Origin of the sequence: Streptomyces carminius (assembly GCF_002794255.1) — a bacterium.
Classification (GTDB): Bacteria; Actinomycetota; Actinomycetes; order Streptomycetales; family Streptomycetaceae; genus Streptomyces; species Streptomyces carminius.
Map to the genome: position 1 here is coordinate 147,654 of NZ_PGGW01000066.1, position 24,551 is coordinate 172,204.

Annotated in this window: 20 protein-coding genes; 9 read left to right on the forward strand and 11 right to left on the reverse strand. The window is 74.0% G+C overall.

Annotation, left to right across the window (positions count from 1 at the left end):
• Positions 1 to 68: 68 nt before the first annotated feature.
• Positions 69 to 470 (reverse strand): DnaJ family domain-containing protein, encoded by a 402-nt coding sequence (locus tag CUT44_RS23860; RefSeq protein ID WP_100203977.1) that lies wholly within the window; start codon positions 468 to 470, stop codon positions 69 to 71.
• A 75-nt stretch (positions 471 to 545) separates the two neighbouring features.
• A complete protein-coding gene (locus CUT44_RS33615; protein WP_199185816.1) occupies positions 546 to 1,004 on the reverse strand; it encodes a hypothetical protein in 459 nt (152 codons plus the stop codon).
• Positions 1,005 to 1,163: 159 nt separating this feature from the next.
• On the opposite strand from CUT44_RS33615, the gene CUT44_RS23870 reads away from it, so the two are divergent.
• On the forward strand, positions 1,164 to 1,778 hold the full coding sequence (locus tag CUT44_RS23870) for a dihydrofolate reductase family protein (RefSeq protein ID WP_100203978.1): 615 nt from the start codon (positions 1,164 to 1,166) through the stop codon (positions 1,776 to 1,778).
• Positions 1,779 to 1,785: 7 nt separating this feature from the next.
• Here CUT44_RS23870 and CUT44_RS23875 read toward each other — a convergent pair whose 3' ends face one another.
• Positions 1,786 to 2,196, reverse strand: coding sequence for an ACT domain-containing protein (locus CUT44_RS23875; protein ID WP_100203979.1), 411 nt, complete (start codon positions 2,194 to 2,196; stop codon positions 1,786 to 1,788).
• Positions 2,197 to 2,519: 323 nt separating this feature from the next.
• On the opposite strand from CUT44_RS23875, the gene CUT44_RS23880 reads away from it, so the two are divergent.
• Positions 2,520 to 3,620: a methyltransferase gene (locus CUT44_RS23880; protein ID WP_146252299.1), complete on the forward strand. Its 1,101-nt coding sequence runs from the start codon at positions 2,520 to 2,522 to the stop codon at positions 3,618 to 3,620.
• On the opposite strand, the gene CUT44_RS23885 is transcribed toward CUT44_RS23880, so the two are convergent.
• The gene (locus CUT44_RS23885; RefSeq protein WP_100203981.1) at positions 3,610 to 4,227 is read right to left on the reverse strand and encodes a TetR/AcrR family transcriptional regulator; all 618 of its coding nucleotides are present in this window, start codon (positions 4,225 to 4,227) and stop codon (positions 3,610 to 3,612) included. The two genes, CUT44_RS23880 and CUT44_RS23885, sit on opposite strands and share 11 nt — an antisense overlap.
• Positions 4,228 to 4,420: 193 nt before the next feature.
• Positions 4,421 to 5,779 (reverse strand): alkaline phosphatase PhoX, encoded by a 1,359-nt coding sequence (locus CUT44_RS23890; RefSeq protein WP_100203982.1) that lies wholly within the window; start codon positions 5,777 to 5,779, stop codon positions 4,421 to 4,423.
• A 371-nt stretch (positions 5,780 to 6,150) separates the two neighbouring features.
• Here CUT44_RS23890 and CUT44_RS23895 point away from each other — a divergent pair, with 371 nt between their 5' ends.
• The 3 genes from CUT44_RS23895 (at position 6,151) to CUT44_RS23905 (ending at position 13,397) form a co-directional block, all read left to right on the forward strand.
• Positions 6,151 to 10,209, forward strand: coding sequence for a HAMP domain-containing protein (locus tag CUT44_RS23895; protein ID WP_100203983.1), 4,059 nt, complete (start codon positions 6,151 to 6,153; stop codon positions 10,207 to 10,209).
• An 87-nt stretch (positions 10,210 to 10,296) separates the two neighbouring features.
• Positions 10,297 to 12,894, forward strand: coding sequence for a SpoIIE family protein phosphatase (locus CUT44_RS23900; protein ID WP_233221606.1), 2,598 nt, complete (start codon positions 10,297 to 10,299; stop codon positions 12,892 to 12,894).
• 146 nt (positions 12,895 to 13,040) lie between these two features.
• Positions 13,041 to 13,397 (forward strand): hypothetical protein, encoded by a 357-nt coding sequence (locus CUT44_RS23905; RefSeq protein ID WP_100203984.1) that lies wholly within the window; start codon positions 13,041 to 13,043, stop codon positions 13,395 to 13,397.
• A 111-nt stretch (positions 13,398 to 13,508) separates the two neighbouring features.
• On the opposite strand, the gene CUT44_RS23910 is transcribed toward CUT44_RS23905, so the two are convergent.
• The 5 genes from CUT44_RS23910 to CUT44_RS23930 all read right to left on the reverse strand — a co-directional run bounded on the left by CUT44_RS23910 (position 13,509) and on the right by CUT44_RS23930 (position 17,703).
• Positions 13,509 to 14,453, reverse strand: coding sequence for an extracellular catalytic domain type 1 short-chain-length polyhydroxyalkanoate depolymerase (locus tag CUT44_RS23910; RefSeq protein WP_100203985.1), 945 nt, complete (start codon positions 14,451 to 14,453; stop codon positions 13,509 to 13,511).
• A 183-nt stretch (positions 14,454 to 14,636) separates the two neighbouring features.
• The gene (locus tag CUT44_RS23915) at positions 14,637 to 15,536 is read right to left on the reverse strand and encodes a 5-oxoprolinase subunit C family protein (RefSeq protein WP_233221607.1); all 900 of its coding nucleotides are present in this window, start codon (positions 15,534 to 15,536) and stop codon (positions 14,637 to 14,639) included.
• Positions 15,533 to 16,132, reverse strand: a complete 600-nt coding sequence (locus tag CUT44_RS23920) for a 5-oxoprolinase subunit B family protein (protein WP_100204077.1) — start codon at positions 16,130 to 16,132, stop codon at positions 15,533 to 15,535. The genes CUT44_RS23915 and CUT44_RS23920 overlap by 4 nt, the downstream gene beginning before the upstream one ends.
• 68 nt (positions 16,133 to 16,200) lie before the next feature.
• A complete protein-coding gene (locus CUT44_RS23925) occupies positions 16,201 to 16,983 on the reverse strand; it encodes a LamB/YcsF family protein (protein ID WP_100203986.1) in 783 nt (260 codons plus the stop codon).
• A 90-nt stretch (positions 16,984 to 17,073) separates the two neighbouring features.
• On the reverse strand, positions 17,074 to 17,703 hold the full coding sequence (locus tag CUT44_RS23930; RefSeq protein ID WP_100203987.1) for a hypothetical protein: 630 nt from the start codon (positions 17,701 to 17,703) through the stop codon (positions 17,074 to 17,076).
• A 192-nt stretch (positions 17,704 to 17,895) separates the two neighbouring features.
• On the opposite strand from CUT44_RS23930, the gene CUT44_RS23935 reads away from it, so the two are divergent.
• A complete protein-coding gene (locus CUT44_RS23935) occupies positions 17,896 to 18,519 on the forward strand; it encodes a hypothetical protein (RefSeq protein ID WP_100204078.1) in 624 nt (207 codons plus the stop codon).
• 18 nt (positions 18,520 to 18,537) lie between these two features.
• Here CUT44_RS23935 and CUT44_RS23940 read toward each other — a convergent pair whose 3' ends face one another.
• A complete protein-coding gene (locus CUT44_RS23940) occupies positions 18,538 to 19,053 on the reverse strand; it encodes a metallophosphoesterase family protein (protein ID WP_100204079.1) in 516 nt (171 codons plus the stop codon).
• Between the two features lie 174 nt (positions 19,054 to 19,227).
• Between CUT44_RS23940 and CUT44_RS23945 the strand changes: the two genes are divergently transcribed.
• From CUT44_RS23945 to CUT44_RS23955, 3 genes are all read left to right on the forward strand, one after another.
• Complete coding sequence (locus CUT44_RS23945) at positions 19,228 to 20,244, forward strand: Gfo/Idh/MocA family protein (RefSeq protein ID WP_100203988.1); 1,017 nt, start codon at positions 19,228 to 19,230, stop codon at positions 20,242 to 20,244.
• A 61-nt stretch (positions 20,245 to 20,305) separates the two neighbouring features.
• Positions 20,306 to 20,812, forward strand: a complete 507-nt coding sequence (locus CUT44_RS23950; protein WP_100203989.1) for a cupin domain-containing protein — start codon at positions 20,306 to 20,308, stop codon at positions 20,810 to 20,812.
• Positions 20,813 to 21,089: 277 nt separating this feature from the next.
• Positions 21,090 to 24,263, forward strand: a complete 3,174-nt coding sequence (locus CUT44_RS23955) for a glycoside hydrolase family 3 N-terminal domain-containing protein (protein WP_100203990.1) — start codon at positions 21,090 to 21,092, stop codon at positions 24,261 to 24,263.
• Positions 24,264 to 24,551: the final 288 nt, after the last annotated feature.

Consider the following 24,551-nt stretch of genomic DNA (forward strand, 5'->3'; position numbering starts at 1 on the left):
CGGCGCCCGTCAGGCGCGGCGGCCGAACGGCGGGCCAACACCTCGCGAACACCGTCCCGCGGTGCCCGTCAGGTGGCGCGGCCCTCGCGCCACTCCCGTACGACCTCCTCGGGGTCGAAGGGCGCCAGATTGAGCGGCGGGCCCGGCGGCGGCCTGCGGAGCGCCGCGGCGATCTTCTCGTTGATCCCGGCCACGATCCGCCGCGCCTCGCTCTCGGAGGGTGCCCGGCGGGCGGCGGCCAGGGCGTCCTCCGCCTCCTTGCGCAGAGCCAGCGCGGGCGGCAGGAAGGACAGCCCCTCGCGGCGCATCTTCTTCTTCACCCACCACTGCTCGTCGTAGGGCGCCTCCAGATCGGGCAGCGGTTTGCCGAAGCCGGGCAGGTTCTCGAAGTCGCCGCGCTCGGCCGCCTCGCGGATCTGCCGGTCGGCCCAGGTCTCGAAGTCGACGCCGGGCGGTTTGCGTTCGGTCACGGTGCGGTCCCTCCCGTCGGACGGCGCTCGTACCGGAAAGCCTAGAGCCGCGTGCCGCCGCCCGGCGACAGGGCCTCACCCGGTGCCGCCGGTCTCCGCCGACGCGCCGCGCCCACGGCCGCCGCCAGGGCCTCGGCGGCGAGCGCGTCCAGCGCGCCCTGCCGCGACTCGCCGCCGATCAGCCCGGTCAGGAAGCGCTGCTCCTCGGCGGTGGCGGCGGCCGGCAGGCCGCGCGGCAGCCGTCCGCGCGGCCTGCGCCCCCTTGCCGGAGACGGCGGCGATCTCGTCCGGCGTCGGGTGCGTCTCCCGCACGGCCAGGGTGGACTCGGCTGCCGGGGACACCTCCTCGCGCAGCGCCTTCCGGGCGATCCCGGTCCGGCGCTGCGGGAGCCGGCCCGCCAGACAGGTGATGACGACCGGGGCGTCCGCGGAGTAGGTCCGGCGGAGCAGCCCGGCGAGCAGGGCGGTCTTCCCGGTGCGCGAGGGGGTGTCCGCGACCCGGCGGGAGATGTGGGCGACCTCGGCCGGCAGCATGGCCCCATCCTCATCCTCATCCTCGCGCGGCGGCGGCACGGAGCGGCGGTGGACAGGCGGTGGACAGGTGCCGGGCACCGATGAGTTCCGGGCCGCCGGGGCGTCCTACCCCCGTGAACACCCCGGAACGGGGAACGGCACGGCAGACAGGAGCAGACCATGGCCAAGGTGACACTGACCGCGTTCATGACCCTGGACGGGGTCGTACAGGCGCCCGGCGGCCCGGACGAGGACCGCGACGGCGGCTTCGGACACGGCGGCTGGGTGGCGCCCCACTTCGACGAGGAACTGGGCCGCTTCGTGGACGAGACCTTCGGCACGGTGACCGGCTTCCTGCTGGGCCGCCGCACGTACGAGATCTTCGCCGCCTACTGGCCGCAGGTCACCGACGCGGACGACCCCGTCGCGGGCAGGCTCAACACCCTGCCCAAGTACGTCGCCTCCCGGACCCTGGAGTCGGCCGGGTGGCACAACTCCACCCTGCTCGGCGGGGACGCCGTCAAGGAGGTGGCCGCGCTGAAGGAGCGGCTGGACGGAGAGCTGCAGATCCACGGCAGCGGTAACCTCGCGCACGGCCTGATGGCGCACGGCCTGATCGACGAGTACCGCCTGATGGTCTTCCCAGTGCTGCTGGGGAGCGGGAAGCGCCTGTTCGCCGACGGGACGGTGCCCACCGCCCTGGAGGCGGTGGAGAGCAGGACCACCGGCACCGGGGTCGCGATCCACGTCTACCGCGCGGCGGGACGGCCGGAGTACGGCCTGGTCGGAGCCTAGTGCCGCGTCAGGAGGCGGTACCGGACCGGGCGGCCAGGGCCCGCAGCAGGTCCAGCGCCTCCCGTGCCCGCTCATGGGGTACGAAGAGGTGGTCGTGGTGGAAACCGGCCACCACGTTGCAGCTCAGCCCCGCCGCGGCGAGTTCCGCGGCGACGGCCGCCGTCAGTCCCACGGCGTCGAGCGCGGAGTGGACCCGCAGGACGATCCGGCCCGCGGTGTAGTCGTGGGGCAGCCCGGCCCGCTCCGCCTCCGCCCGGCGCAGCACCAGGGTGAGGCCCTCGGGCTCGGCGACGGTGACCACGGGGGCCAGGCCCGGCGGAATCCGGTCGCCGGGGACGGTGGTGAAGACGTACTCGCCCGGATCGAGCTCCGGACGCAGTCCGGCCAGCAGTCTTCGAAGATCGCGTTCTCCCGCCACGGGGGCATCCTAAGAGCTCGCCCGGACAGGCGTGGTGGACGACCCCGGGAGCAGAACAGGCGCAGGACCTGATGATCGTGGAGTTTGCGGTGCTCTGTGGTCAATTCTGTGATCAATGGGGAGATCCGCGCCTGTGCTGCCGTCATGGCTGACCGAACCGCACCGGGACCGGTTCCCGGCGCCGTTGCCCCACCGCTCCCGAGTGCCGCGCCGGGATGACCGACCGTTCCACCGCCCGGAACCAGGTCACCGGCCTGGCCGCGGCGGTCCGACCGCCACGACGGCGTGACATGATTTCGTGGTAGTTTGATTACCATGAATTCTTGCGCATTCTGGAGAGGCCCATGACTCCCGCGCCCACTCCCTCGCAGGCCGACGCGGCGACGGTCCCGGTCACGACGGCACCCGAGGCGTCCGCGTCCGAGCGGTCCCTGGAGATGCTGCGCCTGCTCTCCGGTTTCCAGCAGTCCCAGGCGCTGTACGCGCTGGCCAAGCTCGGTGTGGCCACGGCGCTGCACGGCGGCCCGATGACGGTCGAGGAGTTGGCGGAGGCCACGGAGACGGACGCCGTCGCGCTGGGGCGGCTGCTGCACGTCCTCTCCGGCATCGGGGTGGTGACCCATCACGGTGAGGACGCCTTCGCGCTCACCCCGCTCGGCTCCACGCTGGCGGCGGATGTGCCCGGTTCGGTGCGCGACGTGGCGATCATGTGGATGGAGACGCACTACGCGCCCTTCTCCGAGCTGGTCACCACCGTCCGTACGGGCATCCCGGCGGCCACGGCGCACTTCGGGCAGTCCTTCGTGGAGTGGCTGGGCGCCCACCCGGAGCACATGCCCGTGATGGCGTCGGCGATGGCGAACCTGACGTACGGCCCCAAGGACGCCGCACTGGCCGGCTACCGGCTCCCGGCCGGTGAGGTGGTTGCCGACATCGGCGGCGCCGACGGCTCCGTGCTGGCCCGGCTGCTGGCCGACGAACCCGGCCGACGCGGCATCGTCCTCGACGTGGAGCACGTGGTGCCCACCGCCCGCGCACGGCTGGCCGACCAGGGGATGTCCGGCCGCATCGAGGTACAGGCCGGTGACTTCTTCGAGAGCGTGCCGGCCGCGGACGTCTACCTGCTGTCCACCGTGCTGCACGACTGGGACGACGCCTCGTGTGCGCGCATCCTGGGCCGGATCGCGCAGGCGGCGCCCGACGGCGCCCGGCTGGTGGTGGTGGAGACGGTGCTGTCGGAGGGCGACGAGCCGCATCCGAGCAAGCTGCTCGATCTGACCATGCTCGGCATGGTGTCGGGCCACGAGCGCCGGGAGGCGGAGTTCGCGGCGCTGTTCGCCAGTGCCGGGTTCACCCTCGACCGGCGCGTCCCAGGGCCGGTGGACAGTCCGTTCGCGGTCCTGGAGGCCACACTCACCCGGTGAGCAGGGCGGCCACGGTCCGGTTCCGCAGCCACCGCTCGGCGGTGTCCCAGTCCCAGCCGTTCTCCCGCACCAGCACGCGCCAGGACGACAGGCCGAGGTAGTACCAGAGCACGTCCGTCGCGTCCGCCGCGTCGAGCCCCTCCCGCAGGGCGCCCAGCGCGGCGAGCCGGTCGGCGATGGTCCGCAGCGCGTCACGGAATCGCTCCTGGGCGAAGCGCAGCACCTCGGCGGCGTGCGCGTCGACCGAGGCCGCGTCGAGGAGGATCTCGATGACAACGGCGTGTTTCTCGCTGTCGCGGCGGATGCCCTCGACGGCGTACGCGACCACGTCGTGGGCGTCGCCGGCCGCCGCGACCCGCGCGAGGGTCCGTTCGGCGATGGGGTCCTCGACGCTCGCGGTGACCAGCTCGCGCAGGATCTGCGGTTTGCCGCCGGTGCTGGTGTAGACGGTGTTGGTGCCGACCCGGGCCGCGGCGGCGATCCGGGTGACGGTGGTGGCCACGTAGCCGTGGGTGGCGAAGAGCTCCTTGGCGGCGTCCAGGATCGACTGCCGGGTCGCGGCAGCGGCCTCCACGCGGCGGGGCGAGTGGTAGCGGCGGCCTGGCATGCGCCGACCGTAGCAAGGGCGCAGGCGGGATCCCAGCCGTTGTCCGGGTGATACGCGGGGCACGCCGGGCGGCCGGGTGCCCGCCACGCTCTCCGGCGGGCACCCGGGGTGGCAAGGCGGCTCCGCCGTGCCGGCCGGCGTACGGCGGCCCCGCCCGCGCGGGACCGCCGTACCGTACGGGGACGGGCCGGGATCACAGGGCGCCGCGCCGCCAGGGGCCGGTGATCGCGAAGGTGATGCCGGGGGTCTGGACGTTCACGAACAGCCAGTTGCCGTTCTTGGGCTCGAACACCGAACCGGCCCACTCCGAGCCGGTGTGGTCGGCCGCCGCCACGTCCTTGCCCGCGGTGCCGCCGCGCAGGTCCACGGTGTTGGCCGCGAAGCGGAAGATCTCGCCCTCCGGGGTCAGACCGTGGACGTACTCGGTGCCGCCGCCGTCCTCGCACAGCACCAGGCCGCCGCGCGGGCTGACGCACATGTTGTCCGGAGCGTTGAGGACCTCGGCGCCGGGGGAGGCGAACAGCACCCGGAACTCGTCGGTGACCGGGTCGAGCTCGAAGACCTGGCCCTGCCGGGCGGGACCGCCGTCGGTGGTGATGACGTAGATCCGGTCGTTGCCGTACCAGGCGCCCTCCAGGCGGCTGAAGACGGCGGCGCCGTTGGCCTGGGCCTGGTGGCGGAGCGTGTCGCCGTCCGGGTCGACGTCGCCGACCGGCACCCAGGAGACGGTGCCGTAGGACCGCGAGCCGTCGCGGCGGGTGTCGTAGGACGCCTCTCCGAGACGCAGCGCCTCCAGCCTGCCGCCCCGGGACAGCTCGCCGGGGACCGCCGGGGTGAAGCGGTACAGGCAGGCGTCGCCCCGGTCCTCGGTCTCGTAGATGTAGCCGGTCGTCGGGTCGACGGCGACGGCCTCGTGGTTGAAGCGACCCATGGCGGTCAGCGGGGTGGGGTCGCCCTTGCCCCGCGAGGCGACCTCGAAGATGTAGCCGTGCCGCTTGCCCGCGGTGGTGCCGAAGGTCTCCTCGCAGGTCAGCCAGGTGCTCCACGGGGTCGGGCCGCCGGCGCAGTTGCGGATGGTGCCGCCGAGGCTGCCGTAGGACTCCAGCCACTGCCCGGCGTCCGGGTCGAAGACCAGGGTGGTGGTCCCGCCGCCGGCGGCGGGGTTGTACGCGGGGGAGGTGAAGGCGGGGCCGGCGCCGCGCTCGTGGTTGCGCACCAGGTGGACCCGGTCGCCGTACCGGAAGGCGGCCATGCCGTCGTGCGCGCCCGGGGTGCGGATCCCGTCGTCCATCGGGTCGTTGGTCCAGCCGTAGGAGAGGTACTCGAAGCCGCGCGGCAGCGCCAGCAGCTCCAGGCCGGTGGCCTGGTCCTTCACCGGGCGCAGCGGGCCGTAGCCGGGGTCGTGGTCGAACTTGGCGGGTACGGCCGCCGCCGTGCGGGCGGTGAGGGCCTGGAAGGGGAGGCCGGCGGCCGCGGCCGCCGCGGTGCCCCGCAGCAGACTGCGCCGCGCGAAACCGGAGCGGTTCGTTCCGTCGGTGGGCGTGCTGGTCATGGTGTCCCTCTCGGACGCGGTGGACGACGCGGGGGGTGGGATCGACCGTGATCACCGTAGGCAGCGCGGTGGCGGGCCGTCCCCCAACGAGGGGCGACCGGCGGGGGAACCTTTCGTGGCCGTCCGGCGGACCGTGCCGTCGGCGGTCCGTCCGCCGGGACGGCGGAGATGTGTGCGGATCTCCACGGAGGTGCCGATCCGGTGACGGCCGGGCTTGGGATAGCCTCGGGGGCGTTTGTGTGTCCGCCAAACGGCGGACATGTCGGTTCACGAACGTGGTGCAGCCGCGTCGCTCCTCCGCCGGTACGGGCGGACGGGCCGGCTGCCGTACGTGGCGGGCCCTGGTGGCGGACGACGGAGCGAGGGCGGACATGGTTGACACCACGGTGGGGGAGGCACGTCCCGGTGGCGGGCGCGGCCGGGGCACCCGGAGTGCCGGCAAGGCCGGCGACCAGGAGCTGCGGCAGCTCCTGGCCGGGCTCACCGCGGTCCGGGACGGCGACTTCGGCACCCGGCTGCCGGACGGCGCCGACGGCCTGCTGGGCGAGATCGCCACGGTCTTCAACGGCATGGTGGACCAGCTGTCGCTGTTCACCTCCGAGGTGACCCGGGTCTCCCGGGAGGTCGGCAGCGAGGGCCGGCTCGGCGGCCAGGCGCAGGTGCCGGGGGTCGGCGGGGCCTGGCGGGACCTGACCGACTCGGTGAACTTCATGGCGGGCAACCTGACCACCCAGGTGCGGTCCATCGCCCAGGTGACCACCGCGGTCGCCAAGGGCGACCTGTCGCAGAAGATCACCGTCGACGCCCGGGGCGAGATCCTGGAGCTGAAGAACACCATCAACACGATGGTCGACCAGCTCTCCGCGTTCGCCGACGAGGTCACCCGGGTGGCGCGCGAGGTGGGCACCGAGGGCATCCTGGGCGGCCAGGCGGACGTCAAGGGCGTCTCCGGCACCTGGCGGGACCTGACCGACTCGGTGAACTCCATGGCCGGGAACCTGACCGGCCAGGTGCGGTCCATCGCCCAGGTGGCCACCGCGGTCGCCAAGGGCGACCTGTCGCAGAAGGTCCGGGTGGACGCCCGCGGGGAGATCCTGGCGCTGAAGGAGACCATCAACACGATGGTCGACCAGCTCTCGTCGTTCGCCGACGAGGTGACGCGGGTGGCGCGCGAGGTGGGCACCGAGGGCAACCTGGGCGGTCAGGCGCACGTGCCCGGGGTGTCGGGGACGTGGAAGGACCTGACCGACAACGTCAACGTCATGGCCTCCAACCTGACCGGCCAGGTGCGGTCCATCGCCCAGGTGGCCACCGCCGTCGCCCGCGGCGACCTGTCGCAGAAGATCACCGTCGAGGCCAAGGGCGAGGTCGCCGCCCTCGCGGACGTGATCAACACCATGGTGACCACGCTGTCCTCGTTCGCCGACGAGGTGACGCGGGTGGCGCGCGAGGTGGGCACCGAGGGCATGCTCGGTGGTCAGGCGCACGTGCCCGGGGTGTCGGGGACGTGGAAGGACCTGACCGACAACGTCAACTCCATGGCGAACAACCTGACCGGCCAGGTGCGCAACATCGCCCAGGTGACCACCGCCGTCGCCCAGGGCGACCTCACCCGCAAGATCGACGTCGACGCCCGGGGCGAGATCCTGGAGCTGAAGACCACCATCAACACGATGGTCGACCAGCTCTCCTCGTTCGCCGCGGAGGTCACCCGGGTGGCCCGCGAGGTCGGCAGCGAGGGTCGGCTCGGCGGCCAGGCGGAGGTTGAGGGCGTCTCGGGCACCTGGAAGCGGCTGACGGAGAACGTCAACGAGCTGGCCGGGAACCTGACCCGGCAGGTGCGTGCCATCGCCGAGGTCACCAGCGCCGTCGCCGAGGGCGATCTGACCCGCTCCATCACCGTGGACGCCTCCGGCGAGGTCGCCGACCTCAAGGACAACATCAACTTCATGGTGCAGTCCCTGCGCGAGACGACCCGGGCCAACCAGGAGCAGGACTGGCTCAAGACGAACCTGGCCCGGGTATCCGGCCTGATGCAGGGCCGCCGCGACCTGTCGGTCGTGGCCGAGCTGATCATGGACGAGCTGACCCCGCTGGTCGGCGCGCAGTACGGCGCCTTCTACCTCGCCGAGGAGGGCGCCGCCGGCGAGACGGAGCTGCGCCTCATCGGCTCCTACGGCCACCCGGAGGTCGCCGGGGGCGCCGGGGGCGCCGGGGAGGCGCCGCGCTTCCGGCTGGGCCAGTCCCTGGTCGGCCAGGCGGCCCGCAGCCGCCGCACCATCACCGTCGACGACCTGCCGCCCGGCTATGTCACCGTCTCCTCCGGGCTGGGCGCCGTCCAGCCGAGCAGCCTGATCGTGCTGCCGATCCTCGCGGAGGACCAGGTGCTCGGCGTCATCGAGCTGGCCTCGGTCAGCCCCTTCACCGCGGTGCACCGGGACTTCCTCGGCCAGCTGATGGAGACCGTGGGCGTCAACGTCAACACCATCGTCGCCAACGCCCGCACCGACGAGCTGCTCCAGGAGTCGCAGCGGCTGGCCGGTGAACTCCAGGCCCGCTCGGAGGAACTCCAGACACAGCAGGAGGAGCTTCAGCGCTCCAACGCCGAGCTGGAGGAGAAGGCCGCCCTGCTGGTCTCGCAGAACCGCGACATCGAGACCAAGAACCTGGAGATCGAGCAGGCCCGGCAGGAACTGGAGGAGCGGGCCCGGCAGCTGTCGCTGGCCTCCAAGTACAAGTCGGAGTTCCTGGCCAACATGAGCCACGAACTGCGCACCCCGCTCAACAGCCTGCTGATCCTCGCCCAGCTCCTGGCCCAGAACCCCACCCGCAACCTCACTCCCAAGCAGGTGGAGTACGCGGGCATCATCCACTCCGCCGGCTCCGACCTGCTCCAGCTGATCAACGACATCCTGGACCTGTCCAAGGTCGAGGCGGGGAAGATGGACATCAACCCCGAACGGCTCCCGCTGCGCCGTCTGCTGGACTACGTCGAGGCCACCTTCCGGCCGCTGACCACGCAGAAGAGCCTCGACTTCACCATCAGCACCGCGCCGGGCGTCCCCGTCGACCTGTTCACCGACGACTCCCGGCTGCGCCAGGTGCTGCGCAACCTGCTGTCCAACGCGGTGAAGTTCACCGAGTCCGGCGGCGTCCGCCTGCGGATCGAGCCGGTCGCCCCGGACGAGCTGCCCTCCACCGTCCGGCTGCACGGCGCGGCCGTCGCCTTCCGGGTGGAGGACACCGGCATCGGCATCCCCGAGCAGCAGCTGGAGACCATCTTCGGAGCCTTCCAGCAGGCCGACGGAACCACCAGCCGCAAGTACGGCGGCACCGGGCTGGGCCTGTCCATCAGCCGGGAGATCGCCTATCTGCTGGGCGGCGCCATCACCGTGGAGAGCGCCCCGGAGCAGGGCAGCACCTTCACGCTCTACCTGCCCGTGGCCCGTCCCGACTTCCGGGACCGGCCGGCCGCCGGGCCCGGCGAGGACGAACTCCCGTGGGAGGAGGTCGTCGGCGCCGGTGCCGCCCCGGAGGGGAGCGGCGCCACCGCTCCGCCGCGCCCGCAGAAGCGGCGGCTGCTGGTCATCGAGGACCGCCCCCGCGGTCTGCTGTCACTGGTCGCCGAGAACGCCGTGGCCGATCTCGCGGACGGCACCGGTCCCGGCGACCCGCGCGGACCGGTGGAGATCGTCACCGCCGTCGGGGAGCAGGAGGCGGCCGCCGCGCTCGCCGCGGAGGACTGCCACTGCGTCGTGCTGCAGCTCGACCTGGCCGACGGCACCGCGCTGCGCTTCCTGGAGGCCATGGAGGGCGACGCCGCGTTGGGCCGGGTCCCGGTCCTGGCCCACAACAACCGGCGGCTGGACCCGGACCAGGAACGGGCGCTGCAGAACCGTGCCCGGCGGCAGCCGCTGGAGCTGCTCGCCGGCCTGGACGAGCTGCGCGAGCGCATAGCGCTGCACCTGACCGCGGAGGAGCCCGGCGACGTGCTCCCGCTGGTGCGGCCCGAGGAGACCACCGAGACGTTCGAACCGAAGGAGGCCGACGGGACGCTGGCGGGCCGCACCGTGCTCGTCGTCGACGACGACGCCCGCAACGTCTACGCCCTCACCGGCATCCTGGAGCTCCACGGCATGCACGTCCTGCACGCCGACAACGGCCGCAAGGGCATCGACTGCCTCACCGCCCACCCCGAGGTCGACCTGGTCCTGATGGACGTGATGATGCCGGAGATGGACGGCTACGCCGCCACCGCGGCGATCCGGGCGATGCCGGAGTACGCCGGGCTGCCCGTCATCGCGGTGACGGCCAAGGCCATGCCCGGGGACCGGGAGAAGAGCCTCGCCGCCGGGGCCAGCGACTACGTCACCAAGCCGCTGGACGCGCGTGATCTCGTCGCGTGCATCCAGCGCTGCCTGGACCTGTAGCCCGCGTCGCCGGGCACCGCGCCGCAGGCGCGGCCACCGCCCGGCCGGCCCTTACGCCCGTCGACCATCTCCCCGAGGAGTAGCGCAGTGGACACCCAGCGGCCGGACGAGTCCGTCCGGCAGGACGGACCGCCGAGGGCTGTCCCGGAGAGGGAGCCGCTTCCGGTGGCGTCCGCCGGCGACACCCCGGCGCCGGACACCGTGACCGTGGTGCCGAACGGAGAGCGGCGGGACGGGGAGCGGCAGTGGGAGACGCCGCCGCGGAACGGCACCGACGCCGCCGGCCTGGGCAGACTGGCCGCCACCGTCGAGCGGCTCCGCCGCGAGGTGCGCCGGGCCCATGCGGCCGCCGAGGGGCGCGCCCTGATCGAGATGGCCAAGGGCATCCTGGTCGAACGGCTGGGCTGCGGACCGGCGCAGGCCGCCCGGCAGCTGACGGTCCTCGCCGAGCAGGCGGACACCTCCCAGCTGGAGCTGGCCGTCGACCTGATCAACCAGGCGGCCCGCGACCGCCTCACCGAGGCGGCCCACGAGTTCGTGGCCCGGGCCCGGGAGGAGGCGCGGGCGCGGGCGGCGGAGTCCGGCGGCCCCGGGCGGCCCGGAAACTCCGGGAACTCCGGGAACTCGGGGGAGGACGAGGCCACCCCCTCGCTGCCGGTGCGGCTGCGCACCGCCGAGAGCGGCGCGCTGGCCGCGGACGACACCCAGGCGGTCGCCGAGTCCCTGCTGGAACACGCGCTCACCCCCTTGGGCGCCATGGCCGTGGCCGTCTGGGCCGCCGGCACCGACTCCTCCCTCACCCTGGCCGGCTGCGCGGGCTTCGCCCCGGAGGAGGCCGCCCGCTGGCACTACGTACCGCCCGGGGTGGCCACGCTCGCCCGCCGGGCGCTCACCGAGCGCCGCGCCGTGTGGTTCCCGTCTCCGGCCGAGTCCGGGCTGCCCACCCTAGGCCGCCGGCAGGCCCCCGAGGGCTGCCGGGTGACGGTGCCGGCCGGCACCGGCGGGCGGGTCCTGGGCGTGCTGGAGATCTGCTGGCCCGGCGCGCTCGAGCAGCCGCAGCCGCCGCAGGTCCAGCGGCAGATCGAGGCGCTGGCGGAGCTGTGCGCCCACACCCTGGACGCCCTCCCCGAGGAGATCGAGGGACCGCGCCACTCCCCGCGGCCGCGCCCCCCGGGGCTCTCGGAACTGGCGGACTTCGCCGACGGCCTGCTGGACCCGGCCCTGGTGCTCGTGCCCCAGCTGGACGCCGACGGCCGGCTCGCCGACTTCCGCATCCACCACGTCAGCAGCCACTTCGTCGACCCGGCGGGGCGGCCCCGCTCCTCCGTCACCGGGACACTGCTGCTGGAGGCCTATCCGCTGGCGATCGGCGAGAGCGGTCTGTTCGAGAGGATCGAGCACGTCCATGCCACCGGGGAGCCCTTCCGCGCCGAGCGGATGGTGCTGCGCGCGATGGTCGGCCAGGTGCCGCTGTCCGTGGAGGCGGGTGTCAGCGTCAGCCGGCACGGGGACAGCGTGCTGCTGATCTGGCGGGTGCAGGACGAGGCGGCCCGGCTGGCACGGGTGCTGCAGCACGCCCAGCGGCTGGGCCGCATCGGCGGGTTCGAGGAGAACCTCGCGACCGGCGAGATCATCTGGAACAGCCAGCTGTTCGCCCTCCACGGACTGCCGCCGACCGCCGCGCCCATCCCCCTGGAGCAGCTCCCCGTCCACACCCACCCCGACGACGAGGCCGTCATCGGGCGCTTCCTGCGCACCCTGTTCCACCACCGCCGCCCCGCCTCCGAGGCCTTCCGGCTGCGGCGGGCCGACGGGATCGTGCGGCACATCCGGGTGATCGCCGAGCCCGACCTCGACGCCGAGGGACGGCTGGTCGCGGTGCGCGGCGCCTACCAGGACGTCTCCGCCCAGCACTGGACCGAGGTCGCCCTGGGCGCCACCCGTGACCAGCTCGCCCAGAGCGAGCAGGAGGCCGTCGAGCGCGACCGCATGGCCCTGCAGCTCCAGCGCGCCATCATGCCTCCCGCCCGGGGCCCCATCGAGGCGGAGGGCCTGCACATCGCCGTCCGCTACCGCCCCGCCGAGAAGGACCACCTGGTCGGCGGCGACTGGTACGACGCCGTCGTGCTGCCGTCCCGCCAGGTCCTGCTGTCCGTCGGCGACGTGGCCGGCCACGGCATCGACGCGGCCACCGGCATGGTGGTGCTGCGCAACGCACTGCGCGGGCTGGCCACCACCGGCGCCGGCCCGGCCCAGCTCATGTCCTGGCTGAACACCGTCGCCCACCACCTCACCGAGAACGTCACGGCCACCGCGGTGTGCGGACTGTACGACCCCGGCACCCGCACCCTGCGCTGGGCCCGGGCCGGGCACCCGCCCCCGGTCCTGGTGCGCGGGGGACGGGCCGCCGCGCTGCCCCTGGTCGGCGGACTGCTGCTGGGCGCCGTGCCGGACGCCGACTACGAGGAGGAGCGGCTGGAGCTGGAGAGCGGCGACGTGCTGCTGATGTACACCGACGGGCTGATCGAGCGCCGGGACAGCTCCCTCCAGGAGGCACTGGACCGGCTCCTGGCCATCGCCCGGGAATCCGGCGAGACCCTCGACCAGCGCCTGGACCGGATGCTGACCTACAGCAACTCCGACACCGACGACGACACCTGCCTCGTCGGCGTCCGGATGAGCTGACCCGGAGCGGCCCGGCGAGCGGCCGTTTCCGGGTGGTTCCACCGGGTACCTGCGCCGTACACCGAAGATCGCGGGGAGTCGGCCGCACCGGCCGGTACGGCCGGCGGGCCCGGATCCGGACAGAGGAACGGCGAGGACGGACGGTCATGGGCGGAACGAACAGGCACCACGACGACCACGACGACCGGGAAGACCGGAAGGACCGGCGGGACGCCGCGGCGGCGCACCGCCCGGAGGGCGGCCGGACGGACCCGGCCGACCGGGGGCCGGGCGCCCACTCCGGCCGGGAGACGCAGATGGAGCACCGCGTCGTCCCCGGCACGGCGAGCGCCGCGGAGGGGTTCTCCGGCGGCGGCACCGTCGAAGGGGAGCCGCTGAAGGGCGTCGAGGCGGAGCGTCCCCGGAGCGCCGGGGAGGACGCCGCGGATTCCGGTGCCGGGCGGCGGGAGCGGGAGACCGGCCGCCGGGGGGACTCCCACGGGGAGGGGGCGGGACGGGCGTGAACACCCGTGCCGCCGGGAGCACCTCGGCGGTGCCCCCGGCGGAGGACCGGTGGCGGCGGACCGCTCCGCCGCCACCGGGCGGTGTTCAGGTGCCCAGGTGTCCGGGTGCGCTCAGGAGGGGCCGCCCGACAGCCCGAAGAACTCGACCGCGGCGGCGGCCATGCCGCCCATCGGCAGGCTGTGCCCGGCGCCCGAGACGCTGATGGCCTCCACCCGCACGGTGCCGTCCGGGCCGGCGAAGCGCTGCCGGTTCCAGCTCGGCTGCGGCTGGTCCGTCGAAGTCGGGGTCTGGCCCAGACCGAAGACGTTCGTCCACTGCTTGACCTGCTCCTCCAGGAGCTGGAACGGCACGAGGGTGTCGCCCGTGCCGTGCCACAGCTGGACCCGGGGACGCTCACCGCTGTAGCCGGGGTACGCCTGCCGGACCGCGTCGCCCCATTCCTGCGGGGTCCGGTGCATGCTCCCGTTGACGCACTTGCTGGTCCACGGCGGGAAGTCGGCCTCGTTCGCGAAACAGTTGAAGGGGACGCCCATGAACACCGTTCCGGCCCTGAACACGTCCGGGTAGAGCGCCAGCAGGGCGTTGGTCTCCATGCCGCCGGAGGAACTGCCGGTGACGAACGTCCGCTGCGGATCGCCGCCGTAGCGCTGCTGGGCGTACTCGGCCATCGAGACGATCGAGGCCGGGTCGCTGCCGCCGCCGCGGCGCTTGGAGGCGTCGGACCACACGTCGAAGCAGGTGCCCATCGCCGTCTGCTTCGTCGCGGACGGGTAGACGACGACGAAACCGTGCCGGTCGGCCAGCGAGGCGAACTCGCTGCTCTGGAAGAAGCCGGGCCCCGACCCGCCGCAGCCGTGCATCGCCACCACGACCGCCGGGTTGTCCGGAAGCGAGTCCGGCGCGTACACGTGCATGCGAAGGCCGCCCGGGTTGCTGCCGAAGTCCGGCACCTCCACCAGCGAGGCGGCGGACGCCGAGGACAGGGGGGCGACACCGCCTAACAAGATCAATAAGCTGCCGACAACGGCCGCGAGAGCGGCCCTGGTCCGTTTCATGACGTCCTCCTGTGCCAACCGATCCGTCAACCGACTGGAAAACGACGGTAAGGGTTCCGTTTGCCGCCCTCAACGCTCCGGCCGACATTGGCCGAAGAGCGTTCTGACGTGCCGCCACGGGCCGCCGGATCACCGCTCCGGCGGCAACCGTCGACCGGTTCAGTGGCTCAGCGGCTCAGTGCCTCAGCGGCGCAGCGGGACGAAGCGCACCGCCAGCCCCGGCACCGCCTGCGCGGCGGCCGCCAGCGCCCGGCCGGGCACCACCCCGATCACCGGATAGCCGCCCGTGGTGGGGTGGTCGGCGAGGAAGACCACCGGCCGGCCGTCGGGCGGTACCTGGACCGCGCCCGCCACCATGCCCTCGCTGGGCAGTTCGCCCTCCCGGGCGCGTTCCAGGGCGGGTCCCTCGGTGCGCAGGCCGACGCGGTTGCTCGCGGCGGCCACCCGGTAGGTCCGCGCCGCCAGGGTGCGCAGCGCGCCGGGCGTGAACCAGTCGTCGCGCGGCCCGAGGACCACCGGCAGCACCAGCTCGCCGCCCGGCGGCCCCGGCGCCGGAACGGGGCCGCACCGGGGGACGGGCCCCGGCGCCGGCCCCACGGGCAGCCGCACCCCCTCGGCCAGCGGTGCCGGGCCGAGACCGGACAGCAGATCGGTGGAGCGGCTGCCCAGCACCGGCTCGACGGTGATGCCGCCCGCCACGGCCAGGCAGCAGCGCACCCCGGCCCGCGCGGGGCCGACGTCCAGCACGGCCCCCGCCGGCACTCGTACCGCCGCGCCCCAGGGCGCCGGACGGCCGTCGATCCGCACCGGGCACGGGGCGCCCGTCACCGCCGCGGTGACGGGGTGTCCGGTCACGCGCACCGCGCAGCCGGTGAGGGTGGTCTCCAGACCGGCGGCCCCGGCCGGGTTGCCCACCAGCCGGTTGGCGAGCCGGTGCGCGGGGGCGTCCAGGGCGCCCGAGCGCGGCACGCCCAGATGAGCGTGGCCCACCCGGCCCAGATCCTGCACGGTGGTCAGCGCGCCGGCCCGCACCACCTCCAGCACGGCACCGCCCGTCGTGCCGCCCGCCGCACCGCCCGTCACGGGACCGCCTCGAAGCGCACCCGGGTGCCGGGCGCCAGCAGCGCGGCGGGTTCGCGCGTCACGTCCCACAGCACCGCGTCGGTACGGCCGATGAGCTGCCAGCCGCCGGGGGAGGCGCGCGGGTACACCCCCGTGTACGGACCGGCCAGCCCGACCGAGCCGGGCGGCACCGAGGTACGGGGCGTCGCCCGCCGGGGCACGTGCCGGCGGGCGGGCAGTCCGGTGAGGTAGCCGAACCCGGGAGCGAACCCGCAGAAGGCCACCCGGAACGCGGTGCCCGAGTGGATCGCGGCCACCTCCTCCCCGGTCACCTCCCACAGCGCCGCCACCTCGGCCAGGTCGGGGCCGTCGTAGCGCACCGGCAGCACCACCTCGGCCCCCTCGGCTGCCGCGGTGTCCGGCACCCGCAGGCGCCGCAGCAGCCCGGCCACCGCGCGCGGCTCGTCCAGCCCGTCCAGCAGGACGGTGGCCGCCGCCGGGACGATCTCCTCCACCGGCGGCAGCTCGCCGGCGTCCCGCAGCCGCACCAGTTCGGCGTGGAGCGCCTGGGCCCGCTCGGCGCCGTCCACCTCCACCAGCAGGGCGCGCCGGCCCATGGGCAGCACCCGCGGGCCCGCGCCGGCCGTCGTGTTCCCCGTACCGCCGCCGCCCGTACCGCCCGCGCTCACGCGAACGCCCCGATCCGCACTCCGGCCTCCTCCAGCGCCCGCCGCACCCGCCGGGCGAGATCGGCGGCGCCCGGGGTGTCGCCGTGCAGGCACAGCGACCGGGCGGACACGGCCACCGGCCGTCCGCCGGCGGCGGTCACGGTGGCGCGCAGCGCGATGCCCAGCGCGCGGTCCACCACCGCGCCGGGTTCGTGGAGCACCGCGCCCGGCTCCCGGCGCGGCACCAGCGTGCCGTCCGGGGTGTAGCCGCGGTCGGCGAACGCCTCGGTGACGGCGGGCAGTCCGGCCTCCCCGGCGGCCCGCAGCAGCGAGGACCCGGGCAGGCCCAGCACCGGCAGTCCGCCGCCCGCCAGCAGCACCCCCGCCACGACCGCCCCGGCCTGCTCCGTGTCGCGCACCGTGCGGTTGTACAGGGCGCCGTGCGGCTTGACGTACGCCACCCGCGCCCTCGCGGTCTCGGCGAAGACCCGCAGCGCACCGATCTGGTAGGCGACCTCGTCCGCGAGCTCGCCGGCGGGCACGTCCATCGCCCGCCGCCCGAAACCGGCCAGGTCCCGGTAGGAGACCTGCGCGCCGATCACCACGCCCCGCTCGGCCGCCGCCGCGCACACCCGCCGCATGGTGGACGGGTCCCCGGCGTGGAAGCCGCAGGCGACGTTGGCGCTGCTGACGACGGACAGCAGCGCCTCGTCGTCGGTGAGCCGCCAGCGTCCGAAGCCCTCGCCGAGATCGGCGTTGAGATCGATCACCGTGTCCCCGCCGGTGTCCTCCGTTGCCATGCGATGAGCGTAGTCCGCGGCCGGGGAGAGGACGGCGAGCGCGCCGCCGGGCCGGGCGGCCGGCCCGGCGGCACGCCACCCGGGCGGAGCTCAGTACAGCTTGCCGACGGCGGTGGCCGTCGTCTTCCTGAAGTCGGCCACCGGCGCGTGCCGGAAGTCGCCGAGCTGCCCCCAGTGCACGACCGTGACGGTCCGCCCGTCCCGGCCGACCGAGAACAGATGGACGTCGGAGGAGCCCACCACGGTGTGGTTCGTGTGGACGCCGTAGACCCGGGCGCCCTCCTCCACCCGGACCCTGCCGTAGTACCTGGACTCGGCCTCGACCTCGGGATTCTGCTGCTCGGTTCGCTCGGCGCACCCCCTGACCGCGTCGCGCAGCGTCGCGGCCAGCGCCGTGGCCGCCGCCTCGTCGCGCTCCACGACGGTGACCTGCCGGGCGTTGGTGTCGTACTCCGTCCAGAACTCGCGGTACCGGGAGGTGGTCCCGGGCAGGACCTCGCCGTAGCAGAAGGGCAGCGGGTCCGGGACGCCGGCGGTCACCTCGCCGGCGTACCAGGGGGACGAGGAGTGGGGCGGCAGCTCCGCCGGGGAGAGGAAGGCGGGCGGACCGTCCGCCGCGGCGGCGGGGGAGGAGAGGGCGACGGGCAGGGCGGTGGCGAGCGCGGTGAGCACGGTGAGGCCGATCCGGCCGGGACGACCGATGTGTGTTCTCGTATTCATGTATGCCCCTGTTTAGTGGATTTCCTTGGAGGGTTGGACGCTTTGCGCCGCCGAATGGTTGGCTCGTGGAGCGATCGAATCCAGCCGTTCTCGGGACGCCCGGTCCCCTCCGCTGCGGGGATCCCTCCGGTGGCCCGTACACGGACCGGGCCGCCTGTCGCCGTTCCGGCCCCGTCGGTCATACTGCCCGCCGTGGAGCAGCGCATCGAACCCATCATCCAACTCGAGAACGTCGCCGGGACCGATCCGGCGTACGTCCCCGGACTCACGCCCCAGAAACCCGCCGAGGAGGCGGAACGGGAGGAGCGGACGGAAGGCCGGGACGACGGTGAGGACGCGGCCGGGGCGGAGGAGAGCGCCGGGGCCGGGGAGCCGTCCGGCGGTACGGACGCCGACGCCGACGCCGACGCGGACGCGGACGCGGACGCGGACGCGGACGCGGACGCGGAATTCGACGGCACCGGGGAGCCCGGAGCGGCGGAGCGGACGGCGGAAGCCGGGGACGGCGCCGGGGAGGAGGCGGCGGCGGACACCGCCGACGGCCCCTCCTTCGAGGTCATCGACCCCCTCGGCGCGATCAGCGCCGGCCGCGACGGCGTCACGCTCCGGATGGACGGCGAGGAGGTGGAGCTCGACTGGGGCGAGATCGGCGCGGTCGAGGTCACTCCTCCGCGTATCGGGCGCCGGTTCACCGTGACGTTCTACACCGTCGACGGGCCCTGGTTCCGGGGCGAGGTCCACGCCCCGACCAAGGAGCACCTCAAGAAGTGGGACGCGGAACTCGACGAGGTCCTGGACGCCTACTTCGAGGGCTGACCGGCCGCGGGGAAGGCCTCAGCGGCGGGGCGGCAGCCGGTGCAGGGTGACCTCGCGCAGTTCGCCGCCCTCGGCCACCGCCGTCAGGTACGTGCAGTACGGCTGGGCGCGGCGGTCGGTCGGCGAGCCGGGGTTGAGCAGCCGCAGCGTCCCGCCGCCGGGCCTGACCGCCGTGCTGTCCCAGGGGATGTGGCTGTGCCCGAAGACCAGGACGTCCAGCCCGGGGAACCGCTCGGCGCACCGCCGCTCCCTGCCCTGTTTCGGCCCGGTCTCGTGGACCACGCCGAAGCGCAGTCCGCCCAGCTCCGCACGGGCCACCTCGGGCAGCCGGGCGCGCAGCTGTGGGCCGTCGTTGTTGCCGTGCACCGCGATCAGGCGCCGCGACCGCTCCTGGAGCAGGTCGAGCGTGGTGGCGTCCACCCAGTCCCCGGCGTGCAGGACGGCGTCGGCCTCCGCCACCCGCGCCAGCAGTTCCTCCGGCAGCCGCCTGGCGCGTTTGGGCAGATGGGTGTCGGACATCAGGAGCAGACGCACGTCCACCACCGTAACGGCCGCCCGCCGCCCGCCGCCGGGCTCCCGGCGGCCCGTGTCCGGCGGCGGGCGCGTACACCATGTGGACACCTGTGCGACGGGCGGACGCGTACCGCATAGGGTGATCACCGCACACCACCGGCGGCCCACCGCCGGCGAACCGAACTCGGGGGACGCATGACGCGCACGGACGACACCATCAGATGGGGCATCCTCGCCACCGGCGGGATAGCCGGAGCGTTCGCCCGGGACCTGGCCACCCTCCCCGAGGGGGAGACCGTCGCGGTGGGCTCGCGCTCGCCGGAGTCCGCCCGCCGCTTCGCCGACGCGCACGGCATCCCCCGGGCGTACGGCAGCTGGGCCGAGCTGGCCGCCGACCCGGACGTGGACGTGGTCTACGTCGCCACCCCCCACTCGGCGCACTTCGAGGCCGCCACCGTGTGCCTGGAGGCGGGCAAGGCGGTGCTGTGCGAGAAGCCGCTCACCCTGAACCTCGCCCAGGCGCGGGAGCTGGTCGAGCTGGCCCGCCGCCGGAAGGTCTTCCTGATGGAGGCCATGTGGACGTACTGCAGCCCGGTGGTGCGGCGCATGCTCGAGCTCATCGCCGACGGCGCGGTCGGTGAGGTGCGCTCGGTCCACGCGGACTTCGGCATCACCGCGCCCGAGGACCCCGCGCACCGGCTGCGCGACCCCCGGCTGGGCGGCGGCGCCCTGCTGGACCTGGGCGTCTACCCGGTGTCCTTCGCCCACCTCGTCCTGGGCGCGCCGTCCTCCGTCGCCGCCTGGGCCCATCTGACGCCCGAGGGCGTGGACGAGACCACCGGCGTCCTGCTGGGCTACGACAGCGGGGCGGTGGCCACCCTGTCCTGCTCCATCGCCGCCGCCAGCCCCACCGTGGCGGCCGTCAGCGGCACGCGCGGGCGCATCGAGCTGCCGCACGGCTTCTTCGCCCCCGAGACCTTCCTGCTCCACCGCGCCGGACACGAGCCGGAGGAGATCCGTGTCCCCGGTGCCCCTGGTGCCTCCGGGGCGCGCGACGGCGCCGGGTACGCGCACGAGGCGGCGGAGGTGATGCGCTGCCTGCGGGAGAAGGAGACGGAGTCGCCGCTGGTGCCGCTGGACGGCACACTGGCGGTGATGGCGACGCTGGACGCGGTCCGGGAGCGTATCGGCGTCCGCTACCCGCAGGACTGACGGCGCGCCCCGCCGGGGCGCGCCGCACAGCCGTACAGCCGCGTACCGGGAGGAGCCGCCCGTGTCCTACCCCGAGCCCCGCTACCTGGGGGAGAACGGCGAGATCAGCGCGGTGTTCCGGTCGGCGCGGGCCGAGCCGGAGCTGGTCTCCCCGTCGGGCACCCGCACCCACTACCTGGCCACCCACGCCCTGACCGGTGGCGAGTTCGGCCTGTACAAGGTGGAGATGGGTCCGCGGGCGCCGGGCCCGAGCACCCACTTCCACCGCACGATCTCCGAGTCGTTCTTCGTGCTGTCCGGCGAGGTGCGGCTGTACGACGGCGACCGCTGGACCGCCGGGCGGGCGGGGGACTTCCTGTACGTACCGCCCGGCGGGCTGCACGCGTTCCGCAACGACTCCGACGAGCCGGCGTCGATGCTCATGCTCTTCACGCCCGGGGCGCCGCGCGAGGAGTACTTCGAGAGGATCGCGGAGACGGCGCGGCGCGGCGGTCCGGAGTTCGCCGAGTTCCTGCTGCGCCACGACAACCACTTCACCGACCCCGGGGGCGGGCCGCTCAAGGCGTGACACCGGCCCCCGCCGACTCTCCCGGAGCCCCCGGCCGAGTCGGCGGGGACCTTTTCCGGCGCTGCACCACCGCTCACCTGCGGCGCTTCAGAGAGCGCTCTCAATCCGTCGGTTCCGGCGGCGGAATCCCGGCCGGCTCCTCCAAGAAGTGCATGCGTCAAGGGTCTTGACGGCCCATCTGGGCGCGTACATGATCAGCGCGGTGCGCAGGGGGAGACGTGTGTGACCGCATGCGTTCAAGCGCCGAAGACAACGACCGTGTCCGACGGGAGCCGCCATGGGACAGCCGCTGTACGCACCACCGCCCCGCCGCCGGAGAGTACGAACAGCCGCCGGGACCCTCGGCGCCCTGCTCGCCCTCCTGGCCTCCGGGCTGACGCCCACCGCGACGGCCGCCGAGCCCACCCGCACCCTGGACGACTTCGACTCCGCCTTCCCCGGCCCGATCAGCACCTACGGCAACGACGACGCGGACACCCCCGAGATCAGCCAGGTCGCCGCCGAGGCCCGCCCCGGCGCCAACGCCGGCAACAAGGCCATGCGGGTGGCCTACGACATCACCGCCTGGGGCGGCTTCGACCACACCCTGCCCGCCACCGAGGACTGGAGCGGCCACGAGGGCCTGTCCTTCTGGGTGAAGGGCACCGGCAGTGGGCAGCGGGTCCAGTTCGAGGTCAAGGACGGCGGCCCGAACGCCGGGCAGGCCGAGCTGTGGGCCGGGTACTTCACCGACGACGCCGACGGCTGGAAGCAGGTGAAGACCCCCTTCGAGGACTTCGTCCGCCGCCCCGACTACCAGCCGGGCGGTGCCCCGGCCGACGGCGTGCTGGACCTGACCGACATGTGGGGCTACGCCGTCAACCTGCCCGCCGACTCCGGCACCCTGGAGTTCGACCAGGTCGAGCTGTACGGCACGGGCGGCGTACGGGCCCGGGTCGCCGTCGACACCGCCGTCCTCCCCGTGGACGGCGGCGAGAGTGCCACCGTGAAGGTGTCGGTCGGCACCACCGGCAACGCGCCGCTGCCCGAGGACGTCACCGTCCGCTACGCCACCGGCGAGGGCACCGCGAAGCCCGGCGAGGACTACACCCCCGTCGAGGGCACCCTCACCTTCCCCGCCGGCAGCGACTCGGGCACCGCCAAGAGCTTCACGGTCACCACGAAGCGCGGCGCGAAGGCGTCCACCGCCAGAACCATCCCCGTGGAGCTGACCGCCGAGGGCGCGCGCGTCACCGACGACCTGCCGGTCGTCGTGATCAACGCGCACGGACTGCCGTACCAGAACGCGAAGCTCCCCGTCCGCAAGCGCGTCGCCGACCTGCTGTCCCGGATGACCCTGGACGAGAAGATCGGCCAGATGACGCAGGCCGAGCGCGGCGCGCTGGAGACCCAGGACGACATCGCCGGCTACGAGCTCGGCTCACTGCTCTCCGGCGGCGGCTCCAACCCGGCGCCCAACACCCCCGAGGCCTGGGCCGACATGGTCGACGGCTTCCAGCTGCGCGCCCAGCAGACCCGGCTGCAGATCCCGCTGATCTACGGCGTCGACGCCGTCCACGGCCACAACAACGTCGTCGGCGCGACGATCTTCCCGCACAACACCGGCCTCGGCGCCGCCCGCGACCCGCGGCTGGTCGAGGACGCCGCGCACGCCACCGCCAAGGAGGTCCGCGCCACCGGTGTCCCGTGGAACTTCAGCCCCTGCCTGTGCGTCAGCCGCGACGAGCGCTGGGGCCGGGCCTACGAGGCGTTCAGCGAGGACCCCGCGCTGGTCACCCGGCTGGCCACGGCCGTCGAGGGCTACCAGGGCGCCGCGGACGGCAGCGACCTGAAGGACGCCGACCGGGTGCTGGCCACCGCCAAGCACTACGTCGGCGACGGCGGCACCGAGTTCGGCTCGGCCGCCACCGGCACGTACACCATCGACCAGGGCATCACCAGGACCACCCGCAAGGAACTGGAGGCCGTCCACATCAGGCCCTTCGAGGAGGCGGTGGACCTGGGCGTCGGCACCGTCATGCCGTCCTTCTCCAGCGTCGACTTCCTCGACGACGAGGCGGGCCCGGTCAAGATGCACGCCCACGCCGACCTGATCACGAAGGTCCTCAAGGGCAAGCTCGGCTTCGACGGCTTCGTGATCAGCGACTGGCAGGCCATCGACCAGATCCCCGGCGACTACGCCTCCGACGTGCGGACCTCCATCAACGCCGGGCTCGACATGATCATGGTCCCGTACGACTACAAGACGTTCGTGACCACCCTGCGCGAGCAGGCCGACTCCGGCGCCGTCCCGCTCTCCCGGATCGACGACGCGGTCTCCCGCATCCTCACCAAGAAGTTCCAGCTCGGCCTCTTCGAGAAGCCCTACGCGGACCGCACCCACCTGGAGTCCGTCGGCTCCGCAGAGCACCGGAAGCTGGCCCGCGAGGCCGCGGCCGACTCCCAGGTGCTGCTGAAGAACGACGGTGACCTGCTGCCGCTGAAGGGCGACGAGAAGCTCTACGTCGCCGGCTCCAACGCCGACGACCTGGGCAACCAGGCGGGCGGCTGGACCATCACCTGGCAGGGCACCTCCGGCGACATCACCGAGGGCACCACGATTCTGGAGGGCATCCGCCAGGCCGCCCCGGACGCCTCCGTCACCTTCAGCGCGGACGCCTCCGAGCCCACCGGCGGACACGAGACCGGCATCGTGGTCGTCGGCGAGACCCCGTACGCCGAGGGCGTCGGCGACGTCGGCAACGGCCACGACCTTCAGCTCTCCGAGGCCGACAGGAAGGCGATCGACACCGTCTGCGGTGCCATGGACTGCGCGGTGCTGATCGTCTCCGGCCGCCCGCAGATCATCACCGACCAGCTCGGCGACATCGACGCCCTGGTCGCCTCCTGGCTGCCGGGCAGCGAGGGCACCGGCGTGGCCGACACCCTCTTCGGCGAGCGGCCCTTCACCGGCCGCCTCCCGGTGAGCTGGCCCCGCTCGGCCGAGCAGGTGCCGGTCAACGTCGGCGACGAGGAGTACGCCCCGCTGTACCCGTACGGCTGGGGCCTGCGCACCGACGGCGCCCGCGACCGGCTCGCGGACGTCCGCGCCGAGCTGCGCGAGAGCCGCGACGTCGCCTCCCGCGCGACGGCCGCCCTGCTGGGCCTCGCCCTGAACCGCCACCACTGGAAGGCCGACGGCACGGCGCGGCACGCGGGCGTGACCCTGACGGTGCTGGGCCAGGCGGCCCGGCTGCTGGAGAAGTCCCGCGGCGACTCCTACGTCCAGGCCGACGAGCTGGTCTCCGTCGCCCGCGACCTCGCCCAGAACGCCCTGCTGAAGGCGGGCGGCGACGCTCCGGAGCGGGCCCTGGCCCGCACCGCGGACGCCGACCGGGCCCTGGCGTCGGGCCAGTACGCGAAGGCGGTGAAGTACCTGGCGGAGGCCCACCGCCTGGCCAGTCGCCGCTGATCCCCTTCCCGCACCACCCCTGACCCGGTCCGCCGGGCACCCCGTCAGCGGGGCGCCCGGCGGACCGGCGCTGTTGCCGACCGCTCCCAGGACAGTCCCGGTAAGTAGTGAACTCCTCGCCGGTCCGGGCCGGGCCGGGCCGGGCCGGTCTGCGCCGGACAGGCGCCGGCCCGGCCCTGGTCGTCACTCCTGGGCGGAACGGTGACGGTGTCCGGCGCCGCCCACGGGAAGCCGTTCGTGCCGAAGGCTCAATCGCCGCGTGGCGACGTGTTCCCTTCGGGACTCACC